This is a genomic window from Pseudomonas massiliensis, from assembly GCF_000826105.1.
In the GTDB taxonomy this organism is placed as follows: Bacteria; Pseudomonadota; Gammaproteobacteria; order Pseudomonadales; family Pseudomonadaceae; genus Aquipseudomonas; species Aquipseudomonas massiliensis.
In genome coordinates this window covers 134,982-150,749 of sequence record NZ_CCYK01000004.1, presented here as the reverse complement: position 1 = coordinate 150,749, position 15,768 = coordinate 134,982, and the positions used below count along the sequence as shown (strand labels likewise).

19 protein-coding genes are annotated in these 15,768 nt (G+C 63.2%); 14 read left to right on the top strand and 5 right to left on the bottom strand.

The window, feature by feature from the left end:
• Complete coding sequence (gene pilH / locus BN1188_RS02160; RefSeq protein ID WP_040259571.1) at positions 1-366, bottom strand: twitching motility response regulator PilH; 366 nt, start codon at positions 364-366, stop codon at positions 1-3.
• A 55-nt stretch (positions 367-421) separates the two neighbouring features.
• Entirely contained in the window at positions 422-823 is a 402-nt protein-coding gene (locus BN1188_RS02155) for a response regulator (RefSeq protein ID WP_040259569.1), read from the bottom strand.
• Positions 824-1,013: 190 nt separating this feature from the next.
• Here BN1188_RS02155 and gshB point away from each other — a divergent pair, with 190 nt between their 5' ends.
• The 8 genes from gshB (at position 1,014) to BN1188_RS02115 (ending at position 7,916) form a co-directional block, all read left to right on the top strand.
• Complete coding sequence (gene gshB / locus BN1188_RS02150; protein ID WP_040259568.1) at positions 1,014-1,967, top strand: glutathione synthase; 954 nt, start codon at positions 1,014-1,016, stop codon at positions 1,965-1,967.
• Positions 1,968-2,067: 100 nt separating this feature from the next.
• Positions 2,068-2,970: an energy transducer TonB gene (locus BN1188_RS02145; protein WP_040259567.1), complete on the top strand. Its 903-nt coding sequence runs from the start codon at positions 2,068-2,070 to the stop codon at positions 2,968-2,970.
• Between the two features lie 100 nt (positions 2,971-3,070).
• Positions 3,071-3,640 (top strand): YqgE/AlgH family protein, encoded by a 570-nt coding sequence (locus BN1188_RS02140; RefSeq protein ID WP_040259566.1) that lies wholly within the window; start codon positions 3,071-3,073, stop codon positions 3,638-3,640.
• A complete protein-coding gene (gene ruvX, locus BN1188_RS02135; RefSeq protein ID WP_040259564.1) occupies positions 3,640-4,080 on the top strand; it encodes a Holliday junction resolvase RuvX in 441 nt (146 codons plus the stop codon). The genes BN1188_RS02140 and ruvX overlap by 1 nt, the downstream gene beginning before the upstream one ends.
• Before the next feature lie 16 nt (positions 4,081-4,096).
• Complete coding sequence (pyrR, locus tag BN1188_RS02130; RefSeq protein WP_040259563.1) at positions 4,097-4,630, top strand: bifunctional pyr operon transcriptional regulator/uracil phosphoribosyltransferase PyrR; 534 nt, start codon at positions 4,097-4,099, stop codon at positions 4,628-4,630.
• The gene (locus BN1188_RS02125) at positions 4,627-5,631 is read left to right on the top strand and encodes an aspartate carbamoyltransferase catalytic subunit (RefSeq protein WP_040259562.1); all 1,005 of its coding nucleotides are present in this window, start codon (positions 4,627-4,629) and stop codon (positions 5,629-5,631) included. Before pyrR ends, BN1188_RS02125 begins: the two co-directional genes overlap by 4 nt.
• Positions 5,628-6,899 (top strand): dihydroorotase, encoded by a 1,272-nt coding sequence (locus tag BN1188_RS02120; protein ID WP_040259561.1) that lies wholly within the window; start codon positions 5,628-5,630, stop codon positions 6,897-6,899. The genes BN1188_RS02125 and BN1188_RS02120 overlap by 4 nt, the downstream gene beginning before the upstream one ends.
• Before the next feature lie 222 nt (positions 6,900-7,121).
• The gene (locus BN1188_RS02115; protein WP_040259852.1) at positions 7,122-7,916 is read left to right on the top strand and encodes an LPS biosynthesis protein; all 795 of its coding nucleotides are present in this window, start codon (positions 7,122-7,124) and stop codon (positions 7,914-7,916) included.
• Here the strand turns inward: BN1188_RS02115 and BN1188_RS02110 are convergent.
• Complete coding sequence (locus BN1188_RS02110; protein WP_040259560.1) at positions 7,883-8,911, bottom strand: WaaS/CpsH family glycosyltransferase; 1,029 nt, start codon at positions 8,909-8,911, stop codon at positions 7,883-7,885. The genes BN1188_RS02115 and BN1188_RS02110 overlap by 34 nt on opposite strands.
• 78 nt (positions 8,912-8,989) lie before the next feature.
• A complete protein-coding gene (locus BN1188_RS02105) occupies positions 8,990-9,415 on the bottom strand; it encodes an NINE protein (RefSeq protein ID WP_040259559.1) in 426 nt (141 codons plus the stop codon).
• 247 nt (positions 9,416-9,662) lie between these two features.
• Between BN1188_RS02105 and BN1188_RS02100 the strand changes: the two genes are divergently transcribed.
• Positions 9,663-10,295, top strand: a complete 633-nt coding sequence (locus BN1188_RS02100) for a C40 family peptidase (RefSeq protein ID WP_040259558.1) — start codon at positions 9,663-9,665, stop codon at positions 10,293-10,295.
• 37 nt (positions 10,296-10,332) lie between these two features.
• Here BN1188_RS02100 and BN1188_RS02095 read toward each other — a convergent pair whose 3' ends face one another.
• Positions 10,333-11,367, bottom strand: coding sequence for a type IV pilus twitching motility protein PilT (locus BN1188_RS02095; RefSeq protein ID WP_040259557.1), 1,035 nt, complete (start codon positions 11,365-11,367; stop codon positions 10,333-10,335).
• A 66-nt stretch (positions 11,368-11,433) separates the two neighbouring features.
• Between BN1188_RS02095 and BN1188_RS02090 the strand changes: the two genes are divergently transcribed.
• The 5 genes from BN1188_RS02090 to metW all read left to right on the top strand — a co-directional run bounded on the left by BN1188_RS02090 (position 11,434) and on the right by metW (position 15,744).
• Positions 11,434-12,126: a YggS family pyridoxal phosphate-dependent enzyme gene (locus tag BN1188_RS02090; protein WP_040259555.1), complete on the top strand. Its 693-nt coding sequence runs from the start codon at positions 11,434-11,436 to the stop codon at positions 12,124-12,126.
• A gap of 22 nt (positions 12,127-12,148) precedes the next feature.
• Positions 12,149-12,967 (top strand): pyrroline-5-carboxylate reductase, encoded by an 819-nt coding sequence (gene proC / locus BN1188_RS02085; RefSeq protein WP_040259554.1) that lies wholly within the window; start codon positions 12,149-12,151, stop codon positions 12,965-12,967.
• 12 nt (positions 12,968-12,979) lie between these two features.
• Positions 12,980-13,570: a YggT family protein gene (locus tag BN1188_RS02080; protein WP_040259553.1), complete on the top strand. Its 591-nt coding sequence runs from the start codon at positions 12,980-12,982 to the stop codon at positions 13,568-13,570.
• Positions 13,571-13,976: 406 nt separating this feature from the next.
• Positions 13,977-15,116: a homoserine O-succinyltransferase MetX gene (gene metX / locus BN1188_RS02075; RefSeq protein WP_040259552.1), complete on the top strand. Its 1,140-nt coding sequence runs from the start codon at positions 13,977-13,979 to the stop codon at positions 15,114-15,116.
• A gap of 7 nt (positions 15,117-15,123) precedes the next feature.
• A complete protein-coding gene (metW, locus tag BN1188_RS02070) occupies positions 15,124-15,744 on the top strand; it encodes a methionine biosynthesis protein MetW (RefSeq protein WP_040259551.1) in 621 nt (206 codons plus the stop codon).
• Positions 15,745-15,768 lie beyond the last annotated feature (24 nt).

Below are 15,768 nucleotides of genomic sequence, written 5' to 3'. Positions count from 1 at the left end.
TCAGCGGGCCAGTACGCCGGCGAGGGCGGCGGTGAGCTCGCTTTCCTCGAAGGGCTTGGTCAGGTAAGCCCGTGCCCCCTGGCGCGCGCCCCAGACCTTGTCGGTTTCCTGGTCCTTGCTGGTGATGATGATGATCGGGATCTGCGCGGTGGACTCGTCCTTGGTCAGTTGGCGAGTTGCCTGAAAACCATTCATGCCCGGCATCACGATGTCCATCAACACGGCGTCCGGCCGCTCCTGCCGGGCCAGGGCCACGCCGTCGGCGCCGTTGGCGGCCTTGAGTACCTGGTGGCCCTGGCGTTCGAGCATGCCGGTGAGTTTCTGCAGCTCGGTGGCCGAGTCATCGATGATCAGGATTCGAGCCATGCTGTTCCTCGTAGGATTCGATAAAGGGTGCGCGACAAGGCGCGGGGCGGAGCGCTCACGGCGGCGACGGCTGGAAGTCCGGCACCTGGGCGTGGATGGCCTGCACCAGCGAGGCACGGTCGAAGGGCTTGGTGAGGAACTGGTCGGCCCCCACCGCCCGGGCCCGGGCCCGGTCGAACAGGCCATCGCGCGACGACAGCATGACCACACGAACGCTCGCGAATCGGGGGTTCTGCTTGATCAGCTGGCACGCCTGGTAACCATCGAGACGCGGCATCATCACATCGATGAATACGACCCGGGGCTGTCGGTCGGCCAGGCGCGCCAGCGCGTCGAGACCGTCCACCGCGGTCACCACTTCGCAGCCAACCTGCTCCAATAGCGTTTCGGCCGTGTGGCGGATGGTCTTGGAATCATCCACCACCATGACTTTCAGGCCCTGCGAATGCTGTTCCATGATCGCTCGTTCGGTCTGCCTCGGCTGGCCCGGCACGCCTGCCGGACGGGCGCGGACCTGGGAGCTTTTTAGCATACTCCCATTGCGGCTTCCACGACCAACCGGGTAGCCGCCCTTGACCGCGCCTCGCGCGCGGGCCACCCTGACGGCCATCGAAGCCTGCCCTTTTTTTGCCTGGAGACCCGCCACCATGCCTATCCGCGTCGGAATCGTCATGGACCCCATTTCCCGTATCGCCTACAAGAAGGATACGTCCCTGGCGCTGCTCCTGGCCGCCCAGGCCCGCGGCTGGGAGCTGACCTACATGGAGCTGCCCGACCTCTACCAGGCCAATGGGCAACCTCGGGCCAAGGCCAGCCCCTTGAAAGTGTTCGCCGACCCGCAGCATTGGTACGCGCTGGAAGCGGCCCAGGACATCGCCCTGGCCGAGCTTGACGTGATCCTGATGCGCAAGGACCCGCCCTTCAACATCGAGTTCGTCTACGCCACCTACTTCCTCGAGCAGGCCGAGCGCGCCGGCGTGCTGGTGGTCAACAAGCCCCAGAGCCTGCGCGACTGCAACGAGAAGCTGTTCGCTACCCAGTTCCCGCAGTGCAACCCGCCGACCCTGGTCAGCCGCCGCCAGGACATCATCCGTGCCTTCGTGGCGGAGCATGGCGATGTCATTCTCAAGCCTCTGGACGAAATGGGCGGGGCGTCCATCTTCCGTCATCGCGAAGGCGATCCGAACCTGTCGGTGATCCTGGAAACCCTTACCGCGCACGGCACCCACCAGACCATGGCACAGGCCTACATCCCGGCGATCAAGGAAGGCGACAAGCGCATCCTGATGATCGATGGCGAGCCTGTGGATTACTGCCTGGCGCGTATTCCCGCCGCTGGGGAAACGCGAGGCAACCTGGCCGCTGGCGGCCGTGGCGAGGCGCGGCCGCTCACCGAGCGGGACCGCTGGATTGCCGCCCAGGTAGGCCCTACCCTGCGGGAAAAGGGCCTGATGTTCGTAGGCCTGGATGTAATTGGCGATTACCTTACCGAGATCAACGTCACCAGCCCGACCTGCGCCCGGGAAATCGACGCTGCCTTCGGTACGGACATCGGCGGGCTGCTGATGGACGCCATCGCGCGCAAGCTCGAACAGCGCTGACAAGAGGGGGCGGGCCGCCAATCGGCTGCGCCGTCCTCATCAGGCTTTTGCGGTATGATGCCGCGCCATTGGCCGCAAGGGCACGCCTGCCGGGAACCCGATGACCAGCTTTACCGACATCTCCGCCAAGCTCACCACCAAGGCCGCCCGCCCGGCGGACCGCTTGGGGTTTGCCTTGTTCGTGGCCGCGCTGGTGCATCTGGCGGTGATCCTGGGAGTGAGCTTCGATCTGCAGCCACCGGCGCAGATCAGCAAGACCCTGGAAGTGACCCTGTCGACCTTCAAGAGCGACAAGGCCCCGGAGCAGGCTGATTACCTTGCCCAGGACAACCAGCAAGGCAGCGGCACCCTGGAACACAAGGCGGTACCGAAAACCACCGAAGTGGCTCCGTTCCAGAGCGAGCAGATCAACAAGGTCACGCCACCGCCAGCGCCACGGCCCGTTCGTGAGCAGGCACCGCAGAAGACCAAGGCAGTCGCCACCACAGCGAGCCAACCTACCAAGACCGAAGCCCGGCCACAGAAGCAGCCCGTGGACGAACGCCCCAAGGCCGCCACTCCAGACTTCGACAGCGCCCAGCTTTCCAGCGAGATCGCCAGCCTCGAGGCCGAGCTTTCCAATGAACAACAAGCCTATGCCAAGCGCCCGCGCATCTACCGGCTCAGCGCCGCCTCGACCATGCGCGACAAGGGTGCCTGGTACAAGGAAGACTGGCGCAAGAAGGTCGAACGCGTAGGCAACCTCAACTACCCGGACGAAGCACGCCGGCAGCAGATCTACGGCAGCCTGCGGATGTTGGTATCGATCAACCGGGATGGGTCGCTGTACGAAGTCCTGGTACTGGAATCCTCGGGGCAGCCGCTGCTGGACGAAGCCGCCCAGCGCATCGTTCGGCTCGCGGCCCCCTTTGCGCCTTTCACCGGGGACCTTTCCGACATTGATCGGCTCGAAATCATTCGAACCTGGCGGTTCTCGAAAGGGGACAGGCTGTCGAGCAACTAGGTTTTCGCGGCACAGGCATTTGCCGGCGGTTTTCGTACCAAAGCCCCGGCTGGGCCATTCCTGGCTTGTAAGCACACCAAGGCGGCGCCACACTACCTTTATGAAGACTCTCGAAACCAGCTACCTCAAGCATCAGTTCCTGATCGCCATGCCGCACATGGCCGATCCGAACTTCGCCCACACGCTTACCTATATCGTGGAGCATACTGATCGTGGCGCCATGGGCCTGGTGGTCAATCGCCCCCAGGAACTGAACCTGGCCGACATCCTCGAGCAGCTTCGCCCGGAGGCCACCCCGCCCCTGTCCGCGCAACTGGTGCCGGTCTACGGGGGCGGCCCCGTGCAGATGGACCGCGGCTTCGTCCTGCATACCAGCGGGCCAGTGTTCGATGCCACCGTGGACCTGGGCGGCGTGTCCCTCTCCACGTCCCAGGATGTGCTGTTCGCCATCGCCGATGGTAGCGGGCCGGCCCATAGCCTGATCGCCCTGGGCTATGCCGGCTGGGAAGCGGGGCAACTGGAAAGCGAAATGGCCGAGAACGCCTGGCTGACCTGCCCCTTCGATGCCGAGATCCTGTTCAACGTGCCCAGCGAGCAGCGGCTGGAGGCCGCCGCCAGTCGGCTGGGGGTCACTCTGGGGCTGCTTACCAGCCAGGCGGGCCACGCCTGATGAGCGTGCGTTTGCTACTGGGCTTCGACTACGGCAGCAAGCAGATCGGCGTTGCCGTGGGCCAGGTCATCACCGGCCAGGCTCGCGAGCTTTGTGTGCTCAAGGCTCAGAACGGCGTGCCCGACTGGCTCAAGGTGCAAGCGTTGATCACGGAATGGAAGCCCGATGCGCTGGTGGTGGGGCTTCCGCTGAACATGGACGGTACCCCCAGCGACATGAGCGCCCGGGCCGAGCGCTTCGCCCGCCAGCTCAGCGGTCGTTTCAACCTGCCGGCCCATACCCACGACGAGCGCCTGACGACCTTCGAAGCCAAAGGCGAACGCATGTCGCGAGGCCAGCGCACCCACAGCTACCGTGACAACCCGGTCGACGCCATCGCCGCCCGGCTGTTGCTCGAAGGCTGGCTGGAGGCCAACGGCGCGCAACTTTCCTCTGACTGACCGGACTGGAGCCTGCATGACCCTGCCCAACCCCACCGACCTGATTCGCCAGATGGCCAGCGACCTGCGCGCGCGACTCGGCGTCCGACGTATCGAAACCCCCCGCTTCATTGGCATTCGCACAGGTGGCGTCTGGGTAGCCCAGGCCTTGCTGGCCGAGCTCGGCGTGAGCGACACGCTCGGCACCCTGGACGTGTCCTTCTACCGGGATGACTTCAGCCAGAACGGCTTGCACCCGCAAGTAAGGCCGTCGGAGCTGCCTTTCGAGATCGAAGGCCAGCACCTGGTGCTGGTGGACGATGTACTCATGAGCGGGCGCACGGTGCGGGCCGCGCTGAACGAGCTGTTCGACTATGGCCGCCCTGCCAGCGTGACCCTGGTCACCCTGCTGGACCTGGACGCCGCCGAATTGCCGATCCGGCCGGACGTGGTGGGAGCCAGGCTGTCCCTGGCGCCGAACGAACGTATAAAATTGCTCGGCCCCTCCCCGCTCACCCTGGAACCGCAGGTTCTTGAATCCGCGTCCAGCTTCCAAGAGTCCACCCGATGACGTCGAACCACGCCAAGCGCCCCTTGCAGCTCAACGACCAAGGCCAGCTGCGGCATTTTCTTTCCCTGGACGGCCTGCCCCGCACATTGCTCACCGAAATCCTGGATACCGCCGACTCCTTCCTGGAGGTTGGCGCCCGGGCAGTAAAGAAAGTCCCGCTGCTGCGCGGCAAGACGGTCTGCAACGTATTCTTCGAGAACTCCACCCGCACGCGCACCACCTTCGAGCTGGCGGCGCAAAGGCTTTCGGCGGACGTGATCACCCTGAACGTGTCGACGTCATCCACAAGCAAGGGTGAAACCCTCTTCGATACCCTGCGCAACCTGGAAGCCATGGCGGCAGACATGTTCGTGGTGCGCCACGCCGACTCCGGCGCCGCCCACTACATTGCCGAACATGTCAGCCCGCAGGTGGCGGTGATCAACGGCGGCGACGGCCGTCATGCCCACCCTACCCAGGGCATGCTGGACATGCTCACCATCCGTCGGCACAAGGGGGGCTTCGAAAATCTCTCGGTAGCCATCGTCGGGGACATCCTGCACTCGCGGGTGGCGCGCTCCAACATGATCGCGCTCAAGACCCTCGGCTGCCCGGACATTCGGGTGGTCGGCCCGAAAACCCTGCTTCCCGTTGGTGTGGAGCAATACGGGGTGAAGGTGTACACGGACCTGGCCGAGGGCCTCAAGGACGTGGATGTGGTGATCATGTTGCGCCTGCAGCGCGAGCGCATGCAGGGTGGGCTGCTGCCCAGCGAGGGCGAGTTCTATCGGCTGTTCGGCCTGACCACCCAACGCCTGGCCCTGGCCAAACCCGACGCCATCGTGATGCACCCGGGCCCGATCAACCGGGGCGTGGAAATCGAATCGGCCGTGGCCGACGGTGAGCAGTCGGTGATTCTCAACCAAGTGACCTACGGCATCGCCGTGCGGATGGCGGTGCTGTCCATGGCGATGAGCGGCCAGGCGACGCAGCGGCAGATCGAGCAGGAGAACCTTCAGTGAGTGCAAGCATCATCGGCGCGCGAGTGATCGACCCAGCCTCGGGCCTGGACCAGGTCACCGACCTTCACCTGCGCGACGGCAAGGTTCTTGCCATCGGGGCGGCACCGGAGGGCTACAAGGCTGAGCAGCGGATCGAAGCCGCCGGCCTGGTGGCCGCGCCGGGCCTGGTAGACCTCAATGTGGCATTGCGCGAACCGGGTTATAGCCGCAAGGGCAATATCGCCAGCGAAACCCGGGCGGCCGTGGCGGGCGGGGTCACCTCACTGTGCTGCCCACCGCTGACTCGTCCCGTGCTGGACAGCTCCGCCGTGGCCGAACTGGTTCTGGACCGCGCACGGGACGCGGGCAACAGCAAGGTGTTCCCTGTAGGCGCGCTGAGCAAGGGCCTGGACGGCGAGCAACTGGCCGAACTCGTGGCCCTGCGTGATGCGGGCTGCGTCGCCTTCGGCAACGGCTTGAAGAGTTTCAACAACACGCGAACCCTGTGCCGGGCGCTGGAGTACGCAGCCACCTTCGACCTGACGGTAGTGTTCCATTCCCAGGATGCAGACCTGGCCGCCGGCGGGCTCGCCCACGAAGGTCCGGTGGCCAGCTTCCTCGGCTTGAGCGGCATACCGGAAACGGCGGAAACCGTGGCCCTGTCTCGTCAGTTGCTGCTGGTGGAGCAGAGCGGCGTGCGAGCCCACTTCAGTCAGCTCACCACCGCCCGTGGCGCTGAGATGATTGCCCAGGCGCAGGCCCGCGGCTTGCCTGTGACAGCCGACGTCGCGCTCTACCAGCTGATACTGACCGACGAGGCCCTGACCGGCTTCTCTAGCCTCTATCACGTACAGCCACCCCTGCGTACCGCCAGGGACCGTGACGGCTTGCGCGAAGCGCTCAAGGCTGGCGTCATCCAGGCCATTTCCAGTCATCATCAGCCTCATGAGCGGGATGCCAAGCAAGCGCCATTCGGGGCCACCGAGCCAGGCATCAGCAGCGTGGAGCTCTTGTTGCCGCTGGCCCTGACCCTGGTGGACGAAGGCGTGCTGAGCCTGCCGGAGCTCCTGGCGCGGCTCACCCATGGCCCTGCCCAGGCGCTTCGCCTGCCAGTGGGTCGGCTCACGCCGGGCGCCGCCGCCGATCTGGTGCTGTTCGACCCGGCCGCATCGACCCTGGCGGGTGAACAGTGGTATTCGCGCGGGCAAAACTGCCCCTTCCTGGGCCATTGCCTGCCCGGCGCCGTTCGCTATACCTGGGTCGACGGGCGCATCGCCCATCAGGCCTGACACCTGGGCCAATCGCCTCGCTCCTTTGGGCGGGGCGGATCCCTACCGTTCCCGATACATAACCGCAGGGATGTATCAGGGACGCGACCATGACGACTCATTCAGCTTATATGGGTGGCGTTAAATACGGCGATCGAGCAGCCTCGCAACCAGGTCACCGTGCGGCCTCCTGGCGGCCATGCGCGGGCAATGCTCCATCGCCTTCAGCGTGGTCCGCCCCTCATGTCCTCACTCGCAACCGCTCAGCCATGCTTCAGTGCATGCCGCGATACCCGGCAAGGGCCGGTGATCATCCTCGCTTCGGGCCCGTCCACCCAGGATTTCCCTCTGGAGGAGTTCGCTTCGATCCCGATCATCACCATGAACGGTGCCATCTCACGGTTGTTGCCTACAAGCATCGAGCCACTGTTCTATGTCTGTACGGATCGCGGCTTTCCACTCCAGCAACCGGAGCTGTATGAAGCCGCCGTGGCCAGGGCCAGGCACCTGGCCCTGTGGCCTGACGAGATCGCCCGCCTGGCACCTTCCAGGCGTCTCCAGGCGTATGCGTTACGGCGTGCCCCCGCTACTTGCTGGCGACATATTTTCGGGAAGGAACGTGAACAGGCAGTGCGTTCGCGCAATGTATTGAGCAAACGATGCCGGAGTATCGGTTTCAGCCAGGACATGAGCTATGGATTCTTCGATGCGCGGACCGTCGCCTATGTCTGTGCGCAACTGGCCTACCACCTGGGTTTCGAGAAGGTCTTCCTGGTGGGCGTGGACCTCGACGGCACAGCCCAGCGGTTCTATGACCGGGAAACCAGGACGCTCTCCCCGTGCGGGTTGAACGATCACTTCGACACTCGGATAGTGCCCAGCTTCGAAGTGCTCCAACGCGCGTTCCGCCGCGCAGGCCGGCAGGTCTTCAACCTGTCGGCACGCAGTCGGCTACCGGCTTCGGTGATTCCGAGGGCTGACCTGGGTACCTTGCGCCGCGCGCTCTACGGCTCCTTGACAGGACATGGCAATCCCTGAGCATCGGCAACCAGACGATCAAGCATGGCCTCCGGGGAATAACGGTACAACACCGCATCAGGCAACGGCACCAGAGGGGCGTCCAGAAACGCCCCGAGGCCCGCCAACCCGCCCTGGTCGCCATCCTCGAAGCCGTCCGGCGAGCCATTCGGCAAGCCCTTCGGCGAGCCCTCTTTCCATATGAACACGTTGTTGGGGTGGTACAAGGGAAGCTGAGCGACAGCCGCGTTATTGGTGATGAGCTTTTTGCCAAAGTAGGCAGCCTCAAGGGTGCGCAAGGTGGCTCCAGACTGTCCTGGCTGGTTGATTTCCACCAGCACATCTGCACGCTGTGCCCGGGCCAGGTTTTCCTCGTAATCCAGCAGGTCGTCTACGTGATAGGCGCAAGCCTTTTCCGTGCTGTCATCACGAACAATATGGAAGTCAGGCTCGCAGCCATTGGCTATCAAACCCTCGGCAAGCGCCTGCAATGTCGATGCGCGGTGCTTGTCACGGCCCAGGAAGAAACATGTTCGCGGCCTCCTGGCCGTGCCTTGGCCTCGCCTGGCCCTGGCCTCTTCGTAACCCAGCGCAAAGAACTGATCCAGCGGCAGCATGCCCAGGGCCGCGCACTGCTGCTGGTCGAAGCTGTAGATCGCGTTGAACCATGGCCGAACCTGGGCCACGAAAGCCGAGTCCACCAGATCGCGTACCAGTAATACCTTGCGCCCCGGGAAAGCCCGCACCACTGCCGGGTTGATGTGCCGACGAACCTGCCCTTCATTGCACACCAGCAAGTCCTGCGGGCCCGCTCCGCTCAGGCGACACGCCAGCCGCCCAAGCCAGGCATCGCTCAGGGGGGCGCCCATGAGACGCTTGTTCAAGGATTGAAGCTTACGCTGGGCGCGCTGAAGCACCCTGGCTGGCTGCAAGTGCCGCACCGGACGATGGCCAGCCAGGGCTGCGATAAAACGATGCTCATATTGAGCCGTCCAGCCCAGAAAAAACGCTTTCACCGGGTCAGGCCCTCAATTGCTCGCCATTGGCGCGAAGCGGGATTATCGCAGCCGCTCTTGACCCAGGCCAGGGCCACGTCAGGCCTGGCCACCCTGGCGATTGCGCAGGGACAGTTGATCATTGAGCGTCCAGAAGTCGTAGAGCACGCCGACGAGAAAGAACCCGCACGTGAAGAAATACAGGATGCCGGTAATCCATTTGTGCTGGTACAGCCGGTGTATCCCGAACACGCCGAGGAAGGTCAGCAGGAGCCAGGAAACGTTGTAGTCGAAAGGCCCACTGTGGAAGCGCAGGTCTGCCTGGCGATCCATGGCGGGTATCAGAAAGATGTCGATCAGCCAACCGATGCCGAATAGCCCAAAGGTAAAGAACCAGAGCGTGCCTGTAACTGGCTTTCCATAGTAGAAGCGGTGCGCCCCGGTGAACCCGAAGATCCACAAGGCATAGCCAAGAACGAGACTATGGGTATCGTGAAGGCGCCGCTCGGCACGATAGATATTCATAGGCAGGGACCATCCTGTCGATCATTAAATTTTCTGGAAGAAAGTGTGACTTTTAAGGCTCGACCCGACAAGCGGTCGGCAAGGACAGGAAACGGTTTAACCCTGCTAATACGGGGTTTGGCTGGCTTCCATAGACATAAAGAACTGCTCAGGGTTCGCTGCAGCCGGGTTTTGGATCGACCAGTGGGCAAAAAACAGGCAAAAAAGCTGTTATAAAGTTGCGCGCCACATCACTGAGCCCTGCCTAATGCATCCAATTATCAAGACATGGCTGACTGTTTGCCTTTTATGTCCACTGGCCGCTTACGCCTCCAACCGTGAGCAAACCCTTCCTTCCAGCTTCTCGGGTTATACCGCCGGAGCCGACCACTCCGAGCGAGCCCCGCGTGCGCCGCAGCGCGGCATCAATCACAAGACGCCGGTTCACTCGGCCCAGGCCGCCAGCGCCCAGATGGCGGCTCGGCAAAGCAATGCCGTGCTCAGCCGCGCGGTGAAGGTATTGGGCACGCCTTACAAATGGGGCGGCAGCAGCCCCAGCAAAGGCTTCGATTGCAGTGGCCTGGTCAAGTATGCCTTCAATGACGTCAAGGCCGTAGACCTGCCCCGCACCTCCAATGCCATGGCCGATGGTCACGGGGTCAAGGTTGACCGCGAAGACCTCAAGCCCGGTGACCTGCTGTTCTTCAACATCAAGGGCCGCCGTGTGAACCACGTCGCCATCTACCTGGGCGATGACAAGTTCATCCATGCGCCGCGCCGCGGCAAGGCGGTGTCCATCGACACCTTGAGCAAGCCTTACTGGACGCAGCATTACGTAGTAGCCAAGCGCGTACTGCCCAAGCAGCCACCCGCTACCACGCTTCGCTTGAGCCAGCGCTGAAAGCCGGGCGCCAGCCCCGCGCCAGACGCGGGCTGGCTTAAAGGGCGTCAGGGTTCTTGGCTTTCTCCCTGGCCGCGTCCTTGGCGATTAGCCCCTTGCCCAGCAGTTCCTTGAGGCAAGCGTCCAGGGTCTGCATCCCCAGGGCCCCGCCTGTCTGAATGGCCGAGTACATCTGGGCCACCTTGTCTTCACGTATCAGGTTACGGATGGCCGGTGTGCCGATCATGATTTCATGGGCCGCCACTCGCCCTCCGCCGATCTTGCGCAGCAGGGTCTGGGAAATCACCGCCTGCAACGACTCCGACAGCATCGAGCGCACCATGGCTTTCTCTTCGGCAGGGAAAACGTCCACGACCCGGTCGATGGTCTTGGCCGCGGAAGTAGTGTGCAAGGTACCGAACACCAGGTGACCGGTTTCCGCCGCGGTAAGTGCCAGGCGGATGGTTTCAAGGTCGCGCATCTCCCCCACCAGGATCACGTCCGGGTCTTCCCGCAGGGCTGAACGCAGCGCATTGGCGAAGCCCAGGGTATCGCGGTGTACCTCACGCTGGTTCACCAGGCACTTTTTCGACTCATGCACGAACTCGATCGGATCCTCGATGGTAAGGATGTGATGATGCTTGTGGTTGTTCAGGTAGTCGATCATCGCCGCCAGGGTAGTGGACTTGCCCGAGCCGGTCGGACCGGTGACCAGAACGAGACCTCGCGGCACGTCGGTAATACGCCGAAACACATCCCCCATGCCCAAGTCTTCCATGCTCAGCACCTTCGAAGGAATGGTGCGGAACACCGCCCCTGCGCCTCGGTTCTGGTTGAAGGCGTTGACCCGGAAACGCGCCACGCCAGGCACTTCGAAGGAAAAGTCCGTTTCCATGAACTCCTCGAAGTCCTGCCGCTGCTTGTCATTCATGATGTCGTAGATCAGCGATTGCACCGCCTTGTGGTCCAGCGCCGGCAGATTGATGCGTCGCACGTCCCCGTCGACCCGGATCATCGGTGGCAGGCCTGCGGACAGGTGAAGGTCCGACGCGCCCTGTTTCGCGCTGAAGGCCAGCAGCTCGGTAATGTCCATGAGACTCCCCAAATACAGACAAGCAGGTAGAATGCCGCAGACCCCTAAAGCCGCTGGCGCCAAGTAATGTCCACCATAGCAGACAACCTTTCTTCGGTGAGCGCCCGAATTCGTAGCGCCACCCTGGCCGCGGGCCGGCCGGAAAACGCTGTCAACCTGCTGGCCGTGAGCAAGACCAAGCCGGCCGACGCCATCCGCGAAGCCCATGCCGCCGGGCAGCGGCATTTCGGCGAAAACTATCTGCAAGAGGCATTGGCCAAGCAGATCGAACTCACGGGCCTGGAGCTGACCTGGCACTTCATTGGCCCCATCCAGTCCAACAAGACCCGCGCCATTGCCGAGCACTTCGCCTGGGTTCATTCGGTGGACCGGCTCAAGATCGCTCAGCGCCTGGCCGAGCAGCGCCCCGCTGAGCTACCGCCGCTCAATATCTGCCTGCAGGTGAATATCAGCGGCGAAGCCAGCAAGGCCGGCTGCGACCCGGCCGAACTGCCCGCGCTGGCGACCGCCGTCGCAGCGTTGCCGAACCTTCGCTTGCGCGGCTTGATGGCTATTCCCGAGCCTTGCGCGGATCCGCAGCGCCAGCAGGCGGTCTTCGCCCAGGTCAAGACACTACGCGACAGCCTGGGCCTGGACCTGGACACTCTCTCCATGGGCATGAGCGACGACCTGGAGGCCGCCGTTGCCCAAGGCGCTACCTGGGTACGCATCGGTACCGCGCTGTTCGGCGCCCGCGACTACAGCAAGCCTCCCCTTTAAGCTGCCAGAACAGGAACCCTGCATGAGCACACCACGAATTGCCTTTATCGGCGCCGGCAACATGGCCGCCAGCCTGATTGGCGGCTTGCGCGCCCAAGGTGTCGAAGCCGACCGGATCAGCGCGAGCGACCCTGGGGCGGCCACTCGCGAACGCGTCAGCGCCGAACACGGCATCGTTACCTTCGAAGACAATGCCGCGGCAGTCGCACAAGCCCAGGTGGTGGTCCTGGCGGTCAAGCCCCAGGCGATGAAGGCCGTCTGCGAAGAGCTGCGGCCTGCGTTGCGGGAGGACCAACTGATCGTTTCGATCGCTGCCGGCATCACTTGCGGCAGCCTGCAGGCATGGTTGGGCGACCGGCCGGTGGTACGCTGCATGCCCAACACCCCGGCCCTGGTCCGTCGTGGTGCCAGCGGTCTGTATGCCAACCCCCTGGTCACCGCTGAGCAAAAGGCAGCCGCCGAGCAACTGCTCAATGCGGTAGGGATGGCGCTCTGGCTGGACAGCGAAGCGCAACTGGACGCGGTAACCGCGGTATCCGGCAGCGGCCCGGCTTATTTCTTCCTGTTGATCGAAGCCATGACCCAGGCTGGCGAAGCCTTGGGCCTGTCCCGGGAAACCGCCGCCAGGCTCACTCTCCAGACGGCCCTCGGCGCCGCCGAGATGGCCATGGGTAGCGACGTTGATGCCGCCGAGCTGCGTCGCCGGGTGACCTCCCCCGCCGGCACCACCGAAGCGGCCATAAAGACCTTCCAGGCTGGCGGCTTCGAAGCATTGGTAAAAACGGCCTTGGATGCGGCAGCGCATCGCTCGGCTGAACTGGCCGAACAGCTCGGCCGCTAAGGAGCCTTTTCGATGATTGGACTGAACACTGCGTTGATCTACGTGCTGCAAACCCTTGGCAGCCTTTACCTACTGATCGTCTTGCTTCGCTTCGTGCTCCAGGTTGTGCGCGCCGACTTCTACAACCCTCTGAGCCAGTTCGCCGTACGCGCGACCCAGCCACTGCTGCGCCCGCTGCGGCGGATCATTCCCAGCCTGTTCGGGCTGGACATGTCCTCCCTGATACTGGCAATCGTCATCCAGATGGCGATCATGGCCCTGACCCTGCTACTGGCTTACGGGACCACTGGCAACCCGGTCCAGCTGCTGATCTGGGCGATCATTGGCGTCACCGCGCTGTTCCTCAATATCTTCTTCTTCGCCATGATCATCAGCGTCATCCTGTCGTGGGTAGCGCCGGCCAGCCACAACCCAGGCGCGGAGTTGGTCAACCAGATCTGCGAGCCGGTACTGGCGCCCTTCCGGCGCATCCTGCCCAACCTGGGCGGCCTGGACATCTCACCTATCCTGGCCTTCATGGTGCTCAAGCTGCTGGACATGCTGGTGATCAACAACCTGGCCGCCATGACCGGAATGCCGCCAATCCTGCGCACGCTGATCTGACCGGGCAACAGCACTGCATCAGGAGCTGTTGAAAAAGGCTTGAGACGAAGGTCAGGCCGGGCCGCGCAGGCAAGCGAAAACAGCCGAGGAAGCGGAGTTTACGGGTTGTAAATGAGCATTCCGAGGCTGTTTTCAACGCAGCATCACCGAGTATCAAGGTTTTTCACCCGGAGCCTAGGGTCCCTGCGAAAAATCTTGAGACGAAGGTCAGGCCGGGCCGCGCAGGCAAGGCGAAAACAGCCGAGGAAGCGGAGTTTACGAGTTGTAAATGAGCATTCCGAGGCTGTTTTCAACGCAGCATCACCGAGTATCAAGGTTTTTCACACGGAGCCTAGGGGGCAACGCTGCTTGCCCCTAATGCCCCCCCTCCTTATCCTTACGCCTCATTCACGTGAGAGCAGGGTCGATGTCCACAGTCTTCCCCGAAGATTCGGTCGGTTTAGTCACGCCACAAGTCGCGCAATTCAACGATCCCTTGCCCCTGGCCTGTGGCCGCTCCCTGGCCAGCTACGAGCTGATGTACGAAACCTATGGGCAGCTCAACAGCGACGCCAGCAATGCCGTGCTCATCTGCCATGCCCTTTCCGGCCATCATCATGCGGCGGGTTACCACACACCCAACGATCGCAAGCCTGGCTGGTGGGATAGCGCCATCGGCCCCGGCAAGCCCATCGACACGCGCCGTTTCTTCGTGGTGGCGCTGAACAACCTGGGCGGCTGCAATGGCTCCACCGGCCCCGGCAGCCTTGACCCGGTCACAGGCAAGCCGTTCGGCGCCAACTTTCCTGTGCTCACCGTAGAAGACTGGGTCAACAGCCAGGCCCGCCTGGCGGATCGCCTGGGCATTGGCCAATGGGCAGCGGTGGTGGGGGGCAGCCTCGGTGGCATGCAGGCCCTGCAATGGTCCATCAGCTATCCCGAGCGCCTGCGTCACTGTGTCGCCATCGCGTCGGCACCGAAGCTGTCGGCACAGAATATCGCCTTCAACGAAGTGGCGCGTCAGGCGATTCTCTCCGACCCGGAATTCCACGGTGGCGACTTCCAGGCCGAAGGGGTGATTCCCAAGCGCGGCCTGATGCTGGCCCGGATGGTAGGCCACATCACTTACCTGTCGGATGATTCCATGGGTGAGAAATTCGGCCGCGAACTCAAGAGCGACCAGCTGGCCTACGATTTCCACAGCGTGGCTTTCCAGGTGGAGAGTTACCTGAGGTACCAGGGTGAGGAGTTTTCCGGCCGGTTCGATGCCAATACCTACCTGTTGATGACCAAGGCCCTGGACTACTTCGACCCGGCGGCGGCTCATGGGGATGACCTGGCCAAGACCCTGGCCGGCGCCGGCGCGGACTTTTGCATCATGTCGTTCACCACGGACTGGCGCTTCTCCCCGGCCCGCTCACGAGAAATCGTCGACGCCCTCATGGCGGCGCGCAAGAACGTGTCCTATCTGGAAATCGATGCCCCCCAGGGTCACGACGCTTTCCTCATGCCGATTCCGCGCTACCTGCAGGCCTTCGCCAGTTACATGAACCGTATTGTCATCTGAGGTGCCCATGAGAGCCGATCTGGAAATCATCCAGGAATGGATTCCCGCCGGCAGCCGGGTACTGGACCTGGGCTGCGGCAACGGTGAACTCCTCGCCTGGCTGCGCGACCATAAGGGCGTTACCGGCTATGGCCTGGAAATCGACCCGGACAACATCAACGAATGCATCCGCAAGGGTGTCAACGTGGTGGAGCAGAACGTCGACAAGGGCCTGGGCAACTTCGCCAGCGATAGCTTCGACGTGGTGGTCATGACCCAGGCCTTGCAGGCCGTGGAATACCCTGACCGCATCCTGGAAGAAATGCTGCGCGTGGGCAGGCAATGCATCATTACCTTCCCCAACTTCGGCCATTGGCGCTGCCGTTGGTACCTGGCCACCAAGGGGCGCATGCCAGTCTCCGAGTTCTTGCCATATACCTGGTACAACACGCCCAACATCCACTTCTGTACCTTCGAAGACTTCGAAAACCTGTGTCGCGAACGCCGCGCGCAGGTCATCGATCGCCTGGCCGTGGACCGCCTCCATCGTCACGGCTGGGCAAGCCGCGCCTGGCCCAACCTGCTCGGCGAAATCGGCATCTATCGCCTGAGCAGCCCCCAGTTGCGCCCTGAAAACATGGCGGTCTGACCGCCCGGCCGCCACGCTTGCCCC